The following is a 17,253-nucleotide window of genomic DNA, read 5'->3' as shown; positions in this document are numbered from 1 at the left end:
CATGGCTTAATACATCCGCAGAAAAACCAGAGCGTAAATTAAGTTTCTGATCTTCTCAGGGAATACCCTGAATTTTTATTTCAAGGGTATGCCCTGAAAGCGGTATCAAGTGGTTTAAATAGCTTGCAAACAGCAAAATAACCAAACCCAACTGTATCAAACCAAACAACGAAAAGCTTCTATTTTAGATAGTATTACCACAAAGGGAATGAATCTAATTCAAGCGCAAAACTGGTTTGAGGCTCAGTCTTTAGAAAAAGCCAGATCAAAGCTAAAACCAGGAAGCGCTGCATTGCACTTTCTTTGGGGTGGTGGAGATGCAGACCGAAAGAAAGCCCAAGTTTTGTTTGTCAGTAGAAACGAAGTATTACTTTTTCCATTAGAGAATAAAGACCTGTTGAATTCATTGATTGCTAAATTTATGAATCAGGTCTCTCGGCCTTTCACTACTGGCGCAGATGCAGATAGATTTTACGCGATCTCCAATGAGCTGTATCAGCTTTTGTTTCCGCCAGCACTTCAAGAAAAACTTAGCGACTACGATGATCTTATAATAATTGCAGCAAATGAATTAGGTTATATACCCTTTGAGGCATTGGTGGTTGACACAAAAACTCCAACCTATTTGTTTTCACAATATACTATTGGTTATTCTCCGTCAATGGGTCTGCTCAAGAAGGATAATTTGGGCGACGACTTGTTTAAATCAATGAACTTCTTAGGAATTGCACCAGTCTCTTTTGAGGAGCACGATTTGCCTTTGCTTCCTTACACAAAGGAAGAGCTTCTAGAAGCCAATGAAGTTTTGGGAGGTGATGTATTCATTGATTCTATAGCAAACCGCAGCACATTCTTTAAAAAAGCATCACAAAGTCGGATTTTACATTTGGCAACACACGCAGCTGCCGATGAGCAACCCTGGATAGCGCTAAAAGACAGCTTGGTTTACTTAAATGATCTCTATGCATTGAATCTGAACAACGAACTAGTTGTATTAAGTGCGTGCAACACGGCTTCTGGCCAGATTCAAAAAGGTGAAGGTGTTGCTAGTCTGGCGAGAGGATTTTTTTATTCCGGAAGTAAATCCGTAATAAGTACAAGGTGGAGTACTAACGATAAAGCGACGCAGTTAATATTAAAAGATTTCTACAAGATTTTAAGCGACGGAAAAGACAAAGCCACAGCTTTGCAATTGGCACGACTTAATTATCTGAAGAATGCCCAATTATCAGAAGCCTCTCCTTTTTATTGGAGTTCTTTCGCACTTATGGGAGATCCATCGGCAATAGAATTCTCTGGCCTTCAGAACAATTGGTGGTGGCTTCTTGCTATGGTTCCTCTATTACTACTTTTTTTATTCAAAAAAAGTAGGCATAAGATGGGTAACAGATAAACTCCTCAAGTAACAGTAGGGTATTAATTCAAATTTATATCCTATGAAAACTAAACAGATTATTCAGCACTTTGGGCTGTTGTTCTTGATTGCATTTATGGGTTCTTGTGAGCAAGAACCATTGAACGATTCCGCAGTAGACGAAGTAAACCTTGAGGCTAAGGCAAGCCCAATGGTCAGAGTCTACAAGAATATGCTTGACTTTCCTGACATGGAAACATTTAAAAGCACTGTCGCTCTGCTGGAAGAGCAGGTGGAAGCCTATGATGACGAATTTTTAGCCTCTTGGGGCCATCTAGAAGACGAAGCTCTAGATGAAATGGAAGATGAGCTTAAATACGATCCAGCGCAGCCATTGATCGATTTTGAAAATCAGTTTGTAGGATTCACCTCCTTAAGAAAACTGCTGCGCGAAAAAGAAGATGAGTGGTTGGCTAATGATATCCTTGACGATAAGAATGATCCAGACAATCATTATATTTTCGACGACGAGGTTCGTACGGTTGTTAACGAATTTGGAAATGTTAAGATAGGACGCTTGTTGTATCATATAACACGTTACGGATACATTACGGTTAGCACTATGGATGTAAATCTGCTTGAAACAATTGCTGTTTCTAATGCAGAGGAGTTTGTAGATGTAGATGGTGTAGAGATCTATGGAGGATACACAGGAGGTGGTAGCTCCGGAAACTACGGTGGAAATTCAGGAACCACTGGAACTGATGGAGGTGCTGAATGTCGTCTAGGTTTTGATCGTTCAAGATATTATTACCCAACTTCAAACCGTCGCATAAAAGGTAAACAAAAACTGTCTCACCCAAGCGGGCTTTGGGGCTCTCGCATTAAATCTAAAACGGTTCATTACAAAAAGAAAAGAGGTAAGTGGCGTCGTCGTCGCGGAAGAATCACGGCAGAAATCCGCGGAATCTCTGTACGCTTTGACTGTATGGAACCAGTAGAGTTGAACAAGACAAAAACCCGTCGTCGCAGATCGGTAAAAGTTAAAATTGTCGCTCCGGCATCAACGGGCTATTTGTATAAGACCAAGCAAATGCAGCTTAAAACTGTCCACAAGAAAGTTAGCACAGGATCATCTTACGATCACTTTTTTTGGGAGAATTAAGCAATGCAGGCCGGGAGAAATCCCGGCTTTTTATTTAGTACTAAAGCTTAGCTTGTAACCTACTCCGTGAACATTTACTATTTGGATCCTATCGTCGTCCTTTAGTTTTTTACGTAGTTTAGAAATATAAGTGTCTAAACTCCTACCGGTGACCACTCCGTTATCTTCCCAAACGCGTTTGAGCAATTCTTCTCTTTTGATTATTTGGTTAGGGGCTTCTACCAAAATGGCCAATAATTCGCATTCCTTGTTCGACAAACCGATTTCTACAGCAGCTTTTACTAGTTTATTTTGATCGGGATAGAACCTAAAATCACCAAGGGATTTGAAATCATTAGCATCTTCGTTGGTTGTTGCAGCTTTCTTACGAAAATGAAACAACACCAATCCGGCAATGATTATTGGAAAGGCCAACCACCACCAAGGTATCGTAGCCGAGGTTTTTTGCAAGGGGCTTATAAAGAGTTGAATCTGGTAACATCCTTTTGGGAGAATTCGTGTGCCACACGGAATTATGGTTCGATGTTCTTCTTTAGCGATCTCATAGCTGTAAGCCACCTGGAGATCTTCACAATTTTTTACTTCGACGGTATAATTCTGGGTAAAGCCAGCACGGAGCATTTTGTCTTTCATCTGATCCACTAAATACTGCGGATTTATTGAAATATCTGTATCGAAAGAAAGTAGGTAAGAATTGTTTTCTAAGGTTTCAATTGGCGGAATGTAAGAGGTAGAATCCTTTGCGGTTAGCAGCAACTGGTGCCCTATTTCGCGCATTGCGATTTTGGCTCTCTGGCTATCATTATTAACCGACTCTTGGCAGGCGTTAAGGGAGAGTAATAGGAAAAGAATACCAAAGTGGAAGTATCGAATGTATAATGAGGTCCTAATCATAGCTGCTACAAATAACACAGATTTTGACCAACTTTTGCAAGCCTTTAAACATCTTTTACACTTTTTTGACACTTCTCACAACTGCTCCAGCTAGTTTCGTTTTAAAATTTTAAATCATGAAAAAACTAGTCTTGGCCTTATGTATTTTATGTGGTGTGGCCGCCCAAAGTCAAACAGAGGAAAACCTTACTTATGTATTAGATACAGAGCGAAGTCTTATCAACTGGCGCGGCTATTACGCCTTTCAGTTCAGCGACCATAAAGGCACGGTAAATTTCAAAAATGGAGAATTGCGAACAGCGGCGGGAGCAATAGTGGGAGGTTCCTTTGTAATTGACATGAACACTATCAGTAATCGGGACTATCTCGAAGGGAATGGGCCAGTGGAACATCTGAAGGACAAAGACTTTTTTCACGTAGAAAAATTTCCATTGGCCATGTTGACTATAGTATCGGCAGAGTATTTTGCAGAAGAGAATAGACATAAATTTATCGGATTGTTGACTATTAAGGGAATCAGCAAACAACAAGAGTTTTGGGGAGTGGCCAATGGCGATAAGCTGGAACTTCGCACCCAGTTCAAAATTGACAGAACAAGATGGGGAATCAACTACAATAATGAGTTAAAGGATCATGCCATAGCAGAAGCCATTGAGTTCGATGTATATCTAAAATTCAAAGCGCTATGAGACTACTGTTATTTATTATCATAGGTATCTTGTTTTTGGATGCCAAAGCACAAGAACCGACAGAACTCATTCTAAATGCACCTCGTTCGTGGGCAGAAGAAATCATTGAATTCCCTATCCACTGGGCACCGAACATGGATCTAAAAGGTCATGAGGAATTGCGCTTTCATCCAGACTGGAAGTATGTCGAGAAACCAGGATTTTGGTCCTTGGCTTTGCTCTGGAATGTCTCTGCAGACAGCCTTTTTGACAAGCAAAAGATTGTCAAAAATATGGAGGCTTATTACCAAGGCCTGATGCAACCTAATCATTGGTCTAAAGAGTTCGCTGACCCAAATATGTTATTGATCGACAATCCACTAGGCGATAAAGAAGCTGTTGATTTTCTGGGTAAGATCAAGGTTTTCGACGGATTCCATACTGGTGAGATGATGGAACTCTACGTAAAGGTGAGCCAGCATTTTTGTGACCGACGTGGCAAAGTCCAAGTACTGTTCCTCCTTTCTCCAAGCCCGTTTGAGGCTTCAATATGGCAGGAATTGGATGCAGTTAGTTTTAAAGAAGATCCATGTCAACTCAATTGATCAAATTTCAATTGTGAGCAGATCGATTTTAAGATTTCTTCTTCCCAAACCCATAAAGATTCTGCCCGACAAAATCCTGCGGGAACTTATCGTCGCCTTTAAAGCCAATGGTTATGGTTCCGCTGTCCTCTGGGATATAATTGGTTTTAAAGATATAGTCCCAAAGACTTAAGCTAATGCCGTAGTTCACGCCATTTTTACCCTCGGGAAGCGTGTAAGCATGATGGTAAAGGTGCATGACCGGGTTGTTGAAAATATATTTAAGTGGCCCCCAGGTGATCTTGATGTTGGAGTGGTTAAAGTGACCAATCGCAATGGCAATAAAATGCACAATATAGGCCTGCTCGGGTTCAAAGCCACCTAAGATCATTACCCCAAAGGTCTTTAAAGGTTTATAGAGCACGTTTTCCATCCAGTGGTAGCGTAAATGTGCGGCAAAGCCCATTTCTTTTACACTGTGGTGTACCTTGTGGAAGTTCCAGAGAAATTTATAGCGATGCAAGAGTACGTGTGTAAACCACTGTACAAAATCTAAAATGATGAAAAAGATCAAGAGTTGCATCCAAGGAGCCCATCCGGAGAAATCAATAAGAGCCAAACTGCTGGCCGTAATATTAACCTCGGCAAATAACAAACTCAATACCTGATAAAAACCAGCGATCACTATAGAGAATACAAAGAAGTTGAAATACATATAAAAGGCATCCAACCAAAAATCACGTCTAAAGATCTTTTGCTGTTTTCGCCAAGGAAAGGCGATCTCCAAAAGCCAAACCACTAAGGAAATAGCGGTAAGTCCCCAAAAGAAATTCGTGTACCAAGGCACTTCAAAAATGATTGATTTCCAAGTCCAATCCGCAGTGCCAACTAAGGCGTTCCAAAAGGCTTCTAAATACTTTTCCATATCAATTTTGCAAAGTTATTAAACTGTCTTGAGTTATCGGTAAATGCGCTGCTGCACTCCAATCGATCCAAGACCCATCGAAATTTTTCACATTGGTATATCCCATTAGCTCTGTGAGCACAAAGGTCATATGCGCTGAGCGAACACCGCTGTGACAATAGACCACTATGGGGCTGTCTTTGTTTGTGTCGATCTGTTGAAACAAAGCTTGCAGCTCCTCTAGAGATTTGAATTTGTGATCTCCATCCAGATTCACAGTGATCACCCAATCCATATTAATGCTTTTAGGGATCCGCCCAGCTCGGGCAGCACCATTTTTAAGGCGTTTCCCGCTAAACTCATCCGCAGATCTCGCATCTATGACCACAACCTCTTGCTCCAAGAGTTCAAAGAGCGTATTGTGGTCTAAATACCGCTCTGGTTTAGGGCTTTTATAGGGCAACTTAAATCTGGATTCTTGCAGTTTAACTGCAGTGTTGCTCAAGCCTGCTTGCCAAGACTTCAGCCCTCCGTTTAAAAGATATACCTTGTTGTATCCATACTGCTTCATCACCCACCAAAATCTGCTGGCATCGCAGTTGCCGTTGTTGTCGTAAACCACCAAGAACTTGTCATTATCTATTCCGAGTTTAGACAATCGGGCTTCCAATTGGGCTGCCGTGGCCATCATACCTGCAGTTTGGTGCTCAGTATCTTCTATGTCGGATCGCCAGAGGTTGACCGCCCCAGGGATATGACCGCTTAAGAAAGCGTCTTTCTTTCTAAAATCTATTAGCTGAACTTGGCCCATTTCCAATAAGTCTGTAAGCTGCTCTACCTCTATAAGCTTGCGCTCAGGCAGAGCAATTTCTTGCACCAGCTGCTCCGATTTACATGCGGTAAGCGCCAACAAAAACAACAAATATTTAGTCTTGGTCCAGTTCATACCATTCAATATCGGTTAGTGCCATACGACGTCCTTTGGCTTTTGGCGGGTAGTTGGTCACCAAATAATTCACAATGATCTCTTGTTGGTCTCCCAGATCCCAGAGGTTTTGGGTTTCTTGCATCCAGGCGATGGTCGTGTTCCACCGTTCTGCATTCATGCGGTTTTGTATGATGAGTTTGGCAGAATGGCAAGGGGTACAATTACTTATCACTGTATTAAGGCCTTCGGCATCTATTAGTCCGGTGCGTTGGTGGATTCCGTCTACGATGAGGTCCGGATCATCTCCTGCCGCCGGCACGGCGACCCAGCCTTCCTCTTTAGATTCAAAGAGCCCCGGATTGTTCACATAGGCCACTACCAAGACCATGAACACTACAAATCCGGCCAATAGGGCGGTAAGCGCTTTGTACAGTTGTCCAACTTGTTTTCTAAATTCTTCCGGACTGTTCATCTAGGCTACTTTGATTGCAATTCGGTGACAGGCATTGTTTAAATATCCCTTCGGATTCCAACCGGGCAAGACCATGGGTTGTGACACCCCTTGACTGTCGGTTGCACGTGCCCATACTTCGTAATATCCAACTTCTGGAAAGTCTATCTGGGCGCTGAAATGTTGCCAAGCCAAGCGGTTGGCAGCTCGCTCCAACGAACAGCTTTTCCAAGTACTTCCAAAGTCTATGGAGTATTCCATTTTGGTCACAGCGAGTTCTCCTGCCCAGGCATGACCTCTAATTTCTAGACTGCGGCCTTTTTGTATCACTGCTCCAGATTTTGGATAGGTGATCAGCGACTTTACAGGCATGGATTCTATGATACACATATCCTCGTCTGCAACTTTGGCTCCCGGGGCTACAGGTTTACACGGAACGCGATAGGCGGTACCTGTCATCTTCGCGCCGTCATGTACTTTATTTCTTATGCTGATGCGATTGACCCACTTACCAGAAACTGAGGCTGGCCAACCTCCCGCAACCAAACGCAAGGGATATCCGTGCGCCAGGGGAATATCTTCTCCGTTGAGCTTAAAGGCCAATAAGGTTTCGTCTTGCAATGCTTTGGCCATAGGGCAACCTCTAGAGATAGGTTCTTTTTTGGTGTCCCCGCTCAAGTGAATATCCGCAGCGTGATAGCCTATGTATACCGCATCGCTAGCAATTCCAGCATCTTCTAGAACATCGCGCAAACGAATCCCGGTCCACTCCGCACAATGAACAGCGCCTACTGTCCATTGGTTTCCTTTGGCCGGCGGATCGAATTCACTGCGACCATTACCACCGCATTCTAAGGTGAGTTGATAGGTGTATTGCTTGAACTTAGATTTCAAGTCTGCAAGGGTATAGGTCTTCTGCGTTTTTACAGCTTCTCCATCTATGGTCAAGGTCCAAGTTGAAGCATCGATATTCTGAGGGATTAACCCGTTATTTCTAATGAACATACTCGGGTTGGTCGTTACCTTTTCGTCTAAAAGATGGGCACGTGCCTCTATATTCCAAGGCTTGTCGTTAAGCACGACCATGTCCTTGTTCTTGTTAAACATTTTAAAAGGGTCCGGGTCCTGTAAACCCAAAGGAGTATAGCCTTTAAGCATATTTGCTCCAAAGACGATCTCTGTTCCCAAGGCGGCTCCAAAGGCGCTCAAGGTGGCTTTTTGTATGAATGCTCTGCGTTTCAAACTCTTGTCTTGAATTACTTTAAGGAAATCAAATTACAACATTTGTATTGATAGTTAAAGTAACCTAGGTTACTTAAGGCAAAGATGCCGGTCAAAAGTGGTACTATTTTAAATGGATGTATATTTGTTTGATTCGATTTGCCAGCCAAATGGGGATGTGGAGCAAGTGGCAAATCGGACGCACTCATCAACAAAACTAAACACATTATGACCCGAGAAGAACTTGTGGCTGCCATTGTTGCCAAGTACGAGGCAGTAGGTCAAAATCCGGATGTACATTTGTCTGGCTTGCTTCATGCCGAATCTATCAATTATTGGGATTATATCCAGCTAGACGCGCTTTTGGGCTTGCAAATCAAGCGCACTCAGCAACCCGACGAGATGGTCTTTATCATGTACCATCAGATCAACGAATTACTTTTTAAGATGATCCTTTGGGAGGCCGATCAGATCTCCTTTACAGAGAACATAGACCCAGAAAAATTCACTATGCACCTGATGCGCATTAGTCGTTATTTCGATATGCTTTCTAACTCCTTCCACATTATGAGTGAGGGTATGGAACTAGAGCAATACATGAAATTTAGAGATACGCTCACCCCAGCAAGTGGATTTCAATCGGTACAATATCGAAAAATTGAGATCGCCTCTACAGAGCTCATCAACCTAATTGATTACCGACACCGAGAGACCATAGATAGAGAAACTCCTTATGAGCACGCCTTTAATCATATGTATTGGCAGGTAGCCGCTAAAGATCACAAGACAGGGAAGCCAACCATGCTGATGAAGAATTTTGAGGCACGTTACAAGGACGAACTCATCGCTTGGATGCAGCGTTACAACGAGGTAAATCTATGGACCAAATTCAAAAGCCTACCAGAGGCGCATCAGCAAGATATTGACCTTATAAATGCCATGCGTCATTACGATCACACGGTGAACATCAAATGGGTGATGCATCATTACAACACTGCCGCCCAGTATTTGGATTCTGGTAAAGGTAGCTCAGAAGCCACCGGAGGTAGCGATTGGCACAAGTATATGCACCCAAAATACCAAAGGCGAATCTTCTTCCCGGAGTTGTGGAGTCAAGAAGAGTTAGACCTTTGGGGGGTAACCAATTTAGAGGGTTATACGAGGTTGAATTAGGCCTTTCCCGCAGCATAAGTACATCATTAACACCAATTTTACTCGAGCTGTAAGAAGCTGTTTGTTAAGTTTTTATATTTAAGATATTGGCAGGAGCAACTCCCCGTTTTTACGCAACGCCAGTATTCGATTGCCGCTGTACTTTTTAGCATCGGCGCAAGGATCGCGTATATATTAACCATCAAATATTTTCTTATGAAGAAGTACATTTTAATGGCGGGAGTTGTATTGCTTGCCGCTTGTTCCAAAGATCAACCTCTGGTTGATGAAACCGCAGTAGAACAAACCTCCAGCAAACAATTGGAAATTGTGATAGACGGTGAGGTAAACACCTTGAATTTTATTGAGACTAATGGAGAATTGACTTTAGTGGAAGACGAGGCCTACGCCAAGGTCAACACTGTATTGAATTCTCAGAATTTGATAACGGTGATTAATTCCGAAGTGGACAAGATGCTGTTCTTTTCTGGCGAGCAAGAACTACAACAGTTCGATGAAAATCCGCAGCAACTTGCCGTATTGTCAGAAAAATTTGGCGTTTTAAAAGAGGCGGTGCCGTCTGCAACCCCTAAGAGCAGCACCTTGAAGTTTAGAATTGCTCGCGCCCACAGTTTGGGAGGTCCGGCTTACACTGTCAACGCTTCAAGTGGACGCTATTTTAACCGTCATTTATTGCGCAATCAATGTATTACGGGAGGAATTGATTTTGACAACGAAATTAGTTCCTTTAGGGTGTATCAAGGTGGGACGGTTGAATTCCATGAAGATCCAGATTACCTAGGCAAGCGCATCCGTGTACAAGCTGTAACTCAAGATGTCTACGTAGCAGATTTGGCCGATCTGAAAAAGAAATCCTTTACCATATATGACGGTAGCTTTGATCCGTACTATATCTGTAATCGATGGGCGCTTTGTTTAACGTCTTTCAATGACAAGATTACTTCAATTACGGCAGCGAGAAATGGTCTTTCGCTTGATTACCGCCGAATCAACCTTTGCAGCGGTGGCGGTGGCGGTGGTGATGGTTCAGATGATCCGACAAACCACTACTAGAATTCGCTAGCATACCATAATGAGAAGCCGACCCTTTGCAGGGTCGGTTTTTTAGTGCCAAAAACGAGCTGAGGCGTTTTAACAAAACCTCTCAATCTTTCGTTAAAGCTTGCCTAAAGCCCGAGGAGGCATTAATTTTTTTTACAATCTTTAAAAAAATCATTCTACATCAACTATGAAAAAGGCACTACTCAACCTCTTGCTGCTCGCCTTTACGGCAAGCAGTATTGCACAAACTCAGCAGCAACAACAAACCAATCTAGAAACCTTTGCCAAGCTCTACGGTTATGTCAAATACTTCCACCCAACAGACGAAGCCTACGCTATGGATTGGGACAAATTCGCCATATACGGAGCCCAACAAGTACTGCAATGCAAAGATCAAAAAGCACTAAACGCTACTTTGACCAGACTCTTTGTACCTATTGCTCCGACAATACAATTAGCGAGTTCCGAATCTTTGTTGGAACCTGTAAAGCAGAATTGCAAGTATACCTATTGGCAGCATTTGGGTCTCGGTCTGGATGCTACTTCTGGCGGCGACCTCTATCAAAGTACTCGAGTAGGGGCCAATATGATATCTCAGACAAAGGGGAACGACTTTGCTAATCTAATGACCTCTATAGATGCGAAAGATCTGGCTGGTAAATATGTAAAGCTTAGTGCAAGTGTTAAAGCTATAGCCGGAAACCCTGGAGAAGGTCGTTTATGGCTCAGGGAAGACACCCAGAGTGGTGGTATGGGTTTCTTTGACAATATGAGTGGTCGCGCGGTAACTGCTACGCAGTGGGATACCTACAGCATAGAAGGCCAATTGGGTGAGGAACCCGAGCGATTGATCTTAGGGAGTCTTTTAATAGGTGGCGGGAGCATCGCTGTGGACGATTTCAAGCTATTTATCAGAGATACGGAAGACGCTCCTTGGACAGCTTACGAGCTGCACAATGGTTCTTTTGAAAGCAAGACGATAGACGATACTAGCGGGCAGAACAACAAATGGTCTACCTATGGAAACAGTTTTAATTTCGATCTGAGCACCACAGATTTGACCGATGGCAAGCAGGCTGTTGTAATTAGTGGGAGCTCAGAACAGACTATGGTCAAAGGCCGTAGTATTTTTTCGGCCAGCCTCAAGCGAGCCGAAAGTTACACCGCACAGATCGGACAGGATATCGTTGTAAGGGTGCCGCTTACCGTTTGTTTGGACAAGGACAGAAACACTACTCCGGCTGGTGATACCGAGGCTTTGGCTGCGCTCAATGCGGCAGTTAAAGCCATTCCGGTCGATGCTACTAAGCTCGAAACCCGCATGGGTAATGTGGTGAATACCTACAATATCTTTCAGCATTTCTTTCCGTATTTTGACCAAACCGGAGTCGATTGGAACGCAGCCTTTTCTGCTGCAGTGCGTAAATCATTTAGCGATAAGACCGAAAAGGACCACTTACAGACAATTAAAGAGTTTACTGCTTTTCTTAAGGACGGACACGTTCGCGTTTTCTCCTCTAAAGACAGCGCTAGTTATGCTCCGGAATTTGCTTGGGAAGTAGTAGAAGGGCAGCTGGTGGTAACGCAAGTATTCGACACCAATTTACCACTACAAGTAGGCGATGTGGTCACTGCTGTAGACGGCGTAAAAACCTCAGAACTTTTGGCCTCGGTATACAAGGGCATTTCGGCGGGTACTAAGGGTTGGCGCGACTACAGGGCCAAATCGGAGACCATGTTGGGGGAACAAGACAGCAACATGGCCTTAGAACTTCAAGACGGCCGCAGTATTACAGTTAGTAGAACTGTAGATATGTTCCGCAATTGGGATCGCTACAAACCAGAAAAAGTAGCGCATAAGAAACTCGGTAAAGACTCTTATTACGTGAATCTAGATGTAATGCCTATGGACAGTATCAACGCCTTAATGCCTGAATTAGAAAAGGCAAGTGGGTTAGTTTTCGACTTAAGAGGTTATCCTAAAGGCAACCACGATCTTATTTCTCATCTACTCAGCGAGAAAGATTCCAACCAATGGATGTTTATTCCAGAGTATATGTATCCAGACCAAAAAGATCGGGAGTTTAGAGCCAGCGGTTGGAATATGCCAACTAAAAAGCCCTATTTGGGCGATAAAAAGGTGGTCTTTTTAATTGATGGTAGCGCTATTAGTTATGCCGAGAGTTATATGGGCTTTATAAAGGCTTACAAGCTAGCTACCATTGTTGGCCAACCTACGGCCGGAGCTAATGGGAATGTGAACCGATCCCGATTGCCGGGAGGCATTACCATTACTTGGACAGGAATGCGGGTATTAAAACACAATGGAGATCAACATCATGCCGTTGGAGTTCAACCCGATGTCTTTGTTACCAAAACAGTCAAAGGCGTTCAAGAAGGACGTGACGAATTTTTGGAGAAGGCTTTAGAGATCATAGCAGAAAAGTAAAATGAAAAGCGCCCATGTGGGCGCTTTTTTTATTTGTCTTGCAATAGGGATTTAAATTTTCCTTTCGATTTTCTGATCCGTACGGCGACCACTTTGTATTCCGGGCACATGGCTTCGGAATCGTGCACGTCTCCGGTGATGTTGTTGATCATGATATCTGGAAAGTGGAAGGTGGTACTCAAGATTCCCGGTTTTACCTCGTCGGTAATGCGAGCCTTTACATCTACTTTTCCTCGGGGCGATTCAATACAGACAAAATCGCCATCGTTGATCAAATGACTTTCAGCATCCGCAGGATTGATCATCAAATAATCGCTTTTTAAGATCTGCTCGTTGGCCGTTCGTCTGGTCATCGCACCACAATTGTAGTGTTCCAATTCACGATTGGTGGTCAAAATATAGGGGAAGTCTTTTCCATGCTGAGTGATCTCTTGGGTTTCTTCCCACGGATGAAATTCAAAATAGCCCAGTCCACGTTTAAACTCTTGTTCGTGTAAGATCTGGGTGTCTGTGCCATCTGGAGCAACTGGCCACTGCAGGCCATTCTGACCCAAACGTTCCCATTTTATCCCGGCAAAGAAAGGCACGATCTGCGAGATCTCTTCCAACATGCCATCTGGCGTATAATCGGGTTGGCTATATCCCATGCGGTTCATAATATCTACTATGATCTGCCCGTCCGGTTTGGTGCCCTCAATAGGTTTTACCACTTGACGCACCGCTTGCACACGACGTTCTCCGTTGGTAAAGGTTCCGCTCTTTTCTAAGAAAGAGGAGCCCGGCAAGATCACATCGGCTTGTTTGGCTGTTTCGGTCATAAAGAGTTCTTGCACAATTACAAGATCTGTCGCATTTAGCGCTTTGATCACCTTTTGGGTGTTCGGATCGGTCTGTACCACATCTTCTCCTATGATCCAAATGGCTTTGAGTTTGCCATCTAAAGCAGCATCGAACATCTCTGGGATCTTATACCCAATATGTAGCGGCAGTTCAGAGCCGTAAAATTCGTTGTAGCGTTTATTGATCTCCGGATTGGTCACGTCTAAATAACCCGCACCTTGATGGGGTTGCACGCCCATGTCCGCGCTTCCCTGTACATTGTTTTGCCCGCGCAAGGGATTAACACCTACGCCTCGACGCCCGATATTTCCAGTAAGCATGGCCAGATCGGCAATTTGCATTACCGTAAAGGTTCCTTGCGAATGTTCGGTAACTCCTAAGCCGTGAAAAGACATGGCGTTGGGCGCAGTCGCATATGCAATTGCAGCCGCTTTTACCTGCTCTCTCGGCACCCCAGAAACAGCTTCTAGCTTGTCAATATCGATAGCCATAAGCTCTTTGATAAAGTCTTCATAGCCCTCGGTACGGTTCTTAATAAAGCTTTCATCGACCAAACCTTCATCTATGATATAGTACATCATCATATTGAGCACAGCCACGTTGGTTCCTGGCCTCAGTGCCAAATGGTGGTCGGCATAACGCGCAATTTCCGTTCTACGCGGATCGATCACAATAGTGACATTATCTTGCTTCATGGCAAACTGCTTGAGCTTGGCCCCGGTTACCGGGTGGGCGTCTGTGGGGTTGGCCCCAATGACCATAATGCAATTGGTGTATTTCAGATCTTCAATGGAATTGGTGGCAGCTCCGGTTCCAAAGGTGCGTTGCATTCCCAAAGCGGTAGGCGAGTGGCACACGCGAGCGCAACCGTCAATATTGTTGGTTTGCAGCACTGCCCTAAAGAACTTCTGCATCAAGTAATTCTCCTCGTTGGTACAACGAGAAGACGAAATCCCGGCCATACTGTCTGGCCCATAAGTGTTTTTATAGTGGGTGAATTTATCTGCGATATAGGTGTAGGCTTCGTCCCAGCTTACTTTTTCAAATTCCCCATTGCGCTTTATCATCGGGGAGTCTAATCGCTCCGGATGGTCGTAGAACTTAAACGCAAATCGCCCTTTTAAACAGGTGTGTCCTTGATTCACCTCGGCATCATAAGGCGCAGTAATACTCAGGATCTCTCCGGAGTTGGTCGCCACATCTAAATTACATCCTACTCCGCAATAGGTACAAACAGTACGGGTGGTTTCTGTGGCTTGTATTGCTTTAGATTGGAACACATCAGAGATTGCTGAAGTAGGGCAGGCCTGCGAACAAGCACCGCAACTCACACAGTCAGAATCCATAAAACTCTGATCTAAACCTTTAATGATATGGGCATCGAATCCACGTCCGGCCATGCTCAAAACAAACTCTCCCTGAACCTCGTCGCAGGCACGAACACAGCGGTAGCAGTTGATACACTTGCTAAAATCCGAAGTCATATACGGATGACTCAGATCTTTAGTCTTATGCAAGTGATTGTCTCCAGACGGATAACGCACATCGCGTATCCCAACTTGGGCAGCCACGGTTTGCAGCTCGCAATTCCCGTTGACCTCACAGGTCAAACAATCTAGCGGGTGATCGGTCAAGACCAGCTCAATGATGTTCTTTCTCAGCTTCTGAACACTTGGGGTTGAGGTGTAAATGTATTGCCCTTCGCTCACCGGAGTATGACAAGAGGCCATGGTCTTTACCGGACCACCTTCTTCTAAAGCGACCTCTACCGAACAAACACGGCAGGCACCAAAAGGATCTAAATTCGGCGCATCGCAAAGTGTGGGGACCAGGTTATCGTCTTTATGCCTACGCACAAATGAAAGCATGGTTTCTCCAGGCTCAAAAGTGTAGGCGATATCGTTTATATAGGCTGTCTTCATGGCTTAACTGAAGTAATTTTTTAGTTCGTCATCAAAGTAGTGCACAATGTTGCGGATAGGCAGCGGGATACCACCACCATGGGCACAAAGGGACCCTTGTTCCAAAGTGGTCAATAGGTCTTGAAACAGTTCGCGATCTATGGTCTCTCTGCCTTGAATGGCTTTGGAGGCCAATTCGTGGCCACGTTTGGTGCCTAAACGGCACGGAAAGCACTTCCCGCAACTCTCGTAGGAGGCAAAATCAAAAAGATGCTCAATGTATTTGATCATGGGGTAGTCTTCTGGGATACTCACCACAGAAGCATGCCCCAATAGGAAACCATTTTCTTTAAAAGATTCGAAATCTAAGGTGAGCTCATTGAGTTTTTCAACCGGCACAACACCACCCAAAGGCCCGCCTATCTGCACGGCTTTCACAGCTTCTTTAAAACCGCCGCCTAAGTCTTCTATAACAGTTTTCATAGGCGTTCCCATAACCACCTCGTACATGCCGGGTTTGTTGAAGTAACTGTCTAGACAAACCAGTTTGGTGCCGGAAGAGTTTTCGGTTCCTATGGCCTTCCAGGCTTCGCCACCTTCGGAAATGATATAGTGTAAAGCTGCCAAGGTCTCCACATTGTTCACCACCGTTGGGCGATTAAAGAGCCCGCGTTGGGCAGGATAGGGAGGACGCACGCGAACTTCCGGGCGTTGTCCTTCTATAGAATTGATCAGGGCAGTTTCCTCTCCGCAGATATAAGAACCCTGCGCCTGAATGATCTTAAATTCAAAATCGAATCCGGAGTTACCAATATTACTACCCACAAGGCCTCGATCTTTTAGAGCGTCGATGGCTTGTTGAACTATCTCTACAGCTTCCGGATATTCCGCACGGATGTATAAGATCCCGTGATTGGCTCCGGTCACATAACCGCTCACCAACATACCAAAAAGTACCGAATGCGGCTGCTCTTCTAAAAGGTAACGGTCCGAGTAAGCCCCAGGATCGCCTTCGTCTGCGTTGCAGATAATGAACTTTACCGGACCTTCTGCATTGCGGCAAAACTCTAATTTGAGCCCCATAGGGAATCCGGCTCCACCACGTCCGCGAACATTGGAGGTCTTTATTTCCTCTAATACATCCGCAGAATCTTGCCCTAGAACAGCCAACCAAGGCTCGTAATAGGTGTCTACATCGGTAAAAGCTGCAGTTAATATCGGATGGTGACTCGCCGCTACATTATACTTATCGCTGTGGTGCTTTTCTTCGCCTTTCACTATTTGCTGCAAGGCATCTATAGCTCCTCCGGAGTAATTGTGACCCTTGTAATGAAAGGCCGAATTCTCATGACACCGACCCAAACAGCACATATGCCCAATTTGGTCGTCGGTAAATTGCTTTTTAAGTTCTTTAATAACTCCAGGCTGAGTTCCCGCGCATTCGCAAGCCGTACCATTACAGACATAAACTTGTTTGCCCTTGTTTTCGGGTTTCAGAAAATCGTAAAAGGTGGCGGTGCCGTAGGTATTGGCTTTACCGATCAGGAATTCGCTGGCCAAAAGGGCCAAGGCCTCTTCGTCTGGAGTTCCGGCAGGTTGTGCCAAATTTCCCAGCTTGTCAAAGAGGTTTTCCTGCAGGCCTTTTCGACCTAAAAGTTCACTTAAATTTTCTGACATGAG

General features: G+C 44.3%; 14 protein-coding genes. 7 read left to right on the top strand and 7 right to left on the bottom strand.

Annotated elements, in window-relative coordinates; all coding sequences use genetic code 11:
- Positions 1-208 precede the first annotated feature (208 nt).
- Both BTO09_RS05020 and BTO09_RS05015 read left to right on the top strand, forming a co-directional pair.
- Entirely contained in the window at positions 209-1,393 is a 1,185-nt protein-coding gene (locus BTO09_RS05020) for a CHAT domain-containing protein (RefSeq protein ID WP_087523726.1), read from the top strand.
- A 43-nt stretch (positions 1,394-1,436) separates the two neighbouring features.
- Complete coding sequence (locus BTO09_RS05015) at positions 1,437-2,519, top strand: hypothetical protein (protein ID WP_087523725.1); 1,083 nt, start codon at positions 1,437-1,439, stop codon at positions 2,517-2,519.
- 30 nt (positions 2,520-2,549) lie between these two features.
- Here BTO09_RS05015 and BTO09_RS05010 read toward each other — a convergent pair whose 3' ends face one another.
- Positions 2,550-3,296, bottom strand: a complete 747-nt coding sequence (locus tag BTO09_RS05010) for a winged helix-turn-helix domain-containing protein (protein WP_157663426.1) — start codon at positions 3,294-3,296, stop codon at positions 2,550-2,552.
- A 233-nt stretch (positions 3,297-3,529) separates the two neighbouring features.
- Between BTO09_RS05010 and BTO09_RS05005 the strand changes: the two genes are divergently transcribed.
- Positions 3,530-4,102, top strand: coding sequence for a YceI family protein (locus BTO09_RS05005; RefSeq protein ID WP_087523723.1), 573 nt, complete (start codon positions 3,530-3,532; stop codon positions 4,100-4,102).
- Positions 4,099-4,686: a hypothetical protein gene (locus BTO09_RS05000; protein WP_087523722.1), complete on the top strand. Its 588-nt coding sequence runs from the start codon at positions 4,099-4,101 to the stop codon at positions 4,684-4,686. Before BTO09_RS05005 ends, BTO09_RS05000 begins: the two co-directional genes overlap by 4 nt.
- A 28-nt stretch (positions 4,687-4,714) precedes the next feature.
- Here BTO09_RS05000 and BTO09_RS04995 read toward each other — a convergent pair whose 3' ends face one another.
- Genes BTO09_RS04995 through BTO09_RS04980 form a run of 4 tightly spaced genes read right to left on the bottom strand, consistent with a single transcriptional unit; the run spans position 4,715 to position 8,190 of the window.
- A complete protein-coding gene (locus BTO09_RS04995; protein ID WP_087523721.1) occupies positions 4,715-5,590 on the bottom strand; it encodes a sterol desaturase family protein in 876 nt (291 codons plus the stop codon).
- Position 5,591: 1 nt separating this feature from the next.
- Positions 5,592-6,515 (bottom strand): sulfurtransferase, encoded by a 924-nt coding sequence (locus BTO09_RS04990; protein ID WP_087523720.1) that lies wholly within the window; start codon positions 6,513-6,515, stop codon positions 5,592-5,594.
- Positions 6,496-6,969, bottom strand: a complete 474-nt coding sequence (locus tag BTO09_RS04985) for a monoheme cytochrome C (RefSeq protein WP_087523719.1) — start codon at positions 6,967-6,969, stop codon at positions 6,496-6,498. The genes BTO09_RS04990 and BTO09_RS04985 overlap by 20 nt, the downstream gene beginning before the upstream one ends.
- Positions 6,970-8,190: a sulfite oxidase gene (locus tag BTO09_RS04980; protein WP_087523718.1), complete on the bottom strand. Its 1,221-nt coding sequence runs from the start codon at positions 8,188-8,190 to the stop codon at positions 6,970-6,972.
- Positions 8,191-8,397: 207 nt separating this feature from the next.
- Here BTO09_RS04980 and BTO09_RS04975 point away from each other — a divergent pair, with 207 nt between their 5' ends.
- The 3 genes from BTO09_RS04975 to BTO09_RS04965 all read left to right on the top strand — a co-directional run bounded on the left by BTO09_RS04975 (position 8,398) and on the right by BTO09_RS04965 (position 12,832).
- Positions 8,398-9,342: a tryptophan 2,3-dioxygenase family protein gene (locus BTO09_RS04975; RefSeq protein ID WP_087525487.1), complete on the top strand. Its 945-nt coding sequence runs from the start codon at positions 8,398-8,400 to the stop codon at positions 9,340-9,342.
- Between the two features lie 195 nt (positions 9,343-9,537).
- Positions 9,538-10,395, top strand: coding sequence for a hypothetical protein (locus BTO09_RS04970; protein ID WP_087523717.1), 858 nt, complete (start codon positions 9,538-9,540; stop codon positions 10,393-10,395).
- Between the two features lie 175 nt (positions 10,396-10,570).
- On the top strand, positions 10,571-12,832 hold the full coding sequence (locus BTO09_RS04965; RefSeq protein ID WP_087523716.1) for a S41 family peptidase: 2,262 nt from the start codon (positions 10,571-10,573) through the stop codon (positions 12,830-12,832).
- A gap of 29 nt (positions 12,833-12,861) precedes the next feature.
- Here BTO09_RS04965 and fdhF read toward each other — a convergent pair whose 3' ends face one another.
- Both fdhF and BTO09_RS04955 read right to left on the bottom strand, forming a co-directional pair.
- Positions 12,862-15,594: a formate dehydrogenase subunit alpha gene (fdhF, locus tag BTO09_RS04960; protein ID WP_087523715.1), complete on the bottom strand. Its 2,733-nt coding sequence runs from the start codon at positions 15,592-15,594 to the stop codon at positions 12,862-12,864.
- Between the two features lie 3 nt (positions 15,595-15,597).
- Positions 15,598-17,250 carry an NADH-ubiquinone oxidoreductase-F iron-sulfur binding region domain-containing protein gene (locus BTO09_RS04955; RefSeq protein ID WP_087523714.1) on the bottom strand — a complete coding sequence of 551 codons (1,653 nt, stop codon included), beginning with the start codon at positions 17,248-17,250 and terminating at the stop codon, positions 15,598-15,600.
- Positions 17,251-17,253 lie beyond the last annotated feature (3 nt).

It is taken from the genome of Gilvibacter sp. SZ-19 (assembly GCF_002163875.1).
In the GTDB taxonomy this organism is placed as follows: domain Bacteria; phylum Bacteroidota; class Bacteroidia; order Flavobacteriales; family Flavobacteriaceae; genus Gilvibacter.
This window is presented reverse-complemented; position numbering and strand designations above follow the sequence as displayed.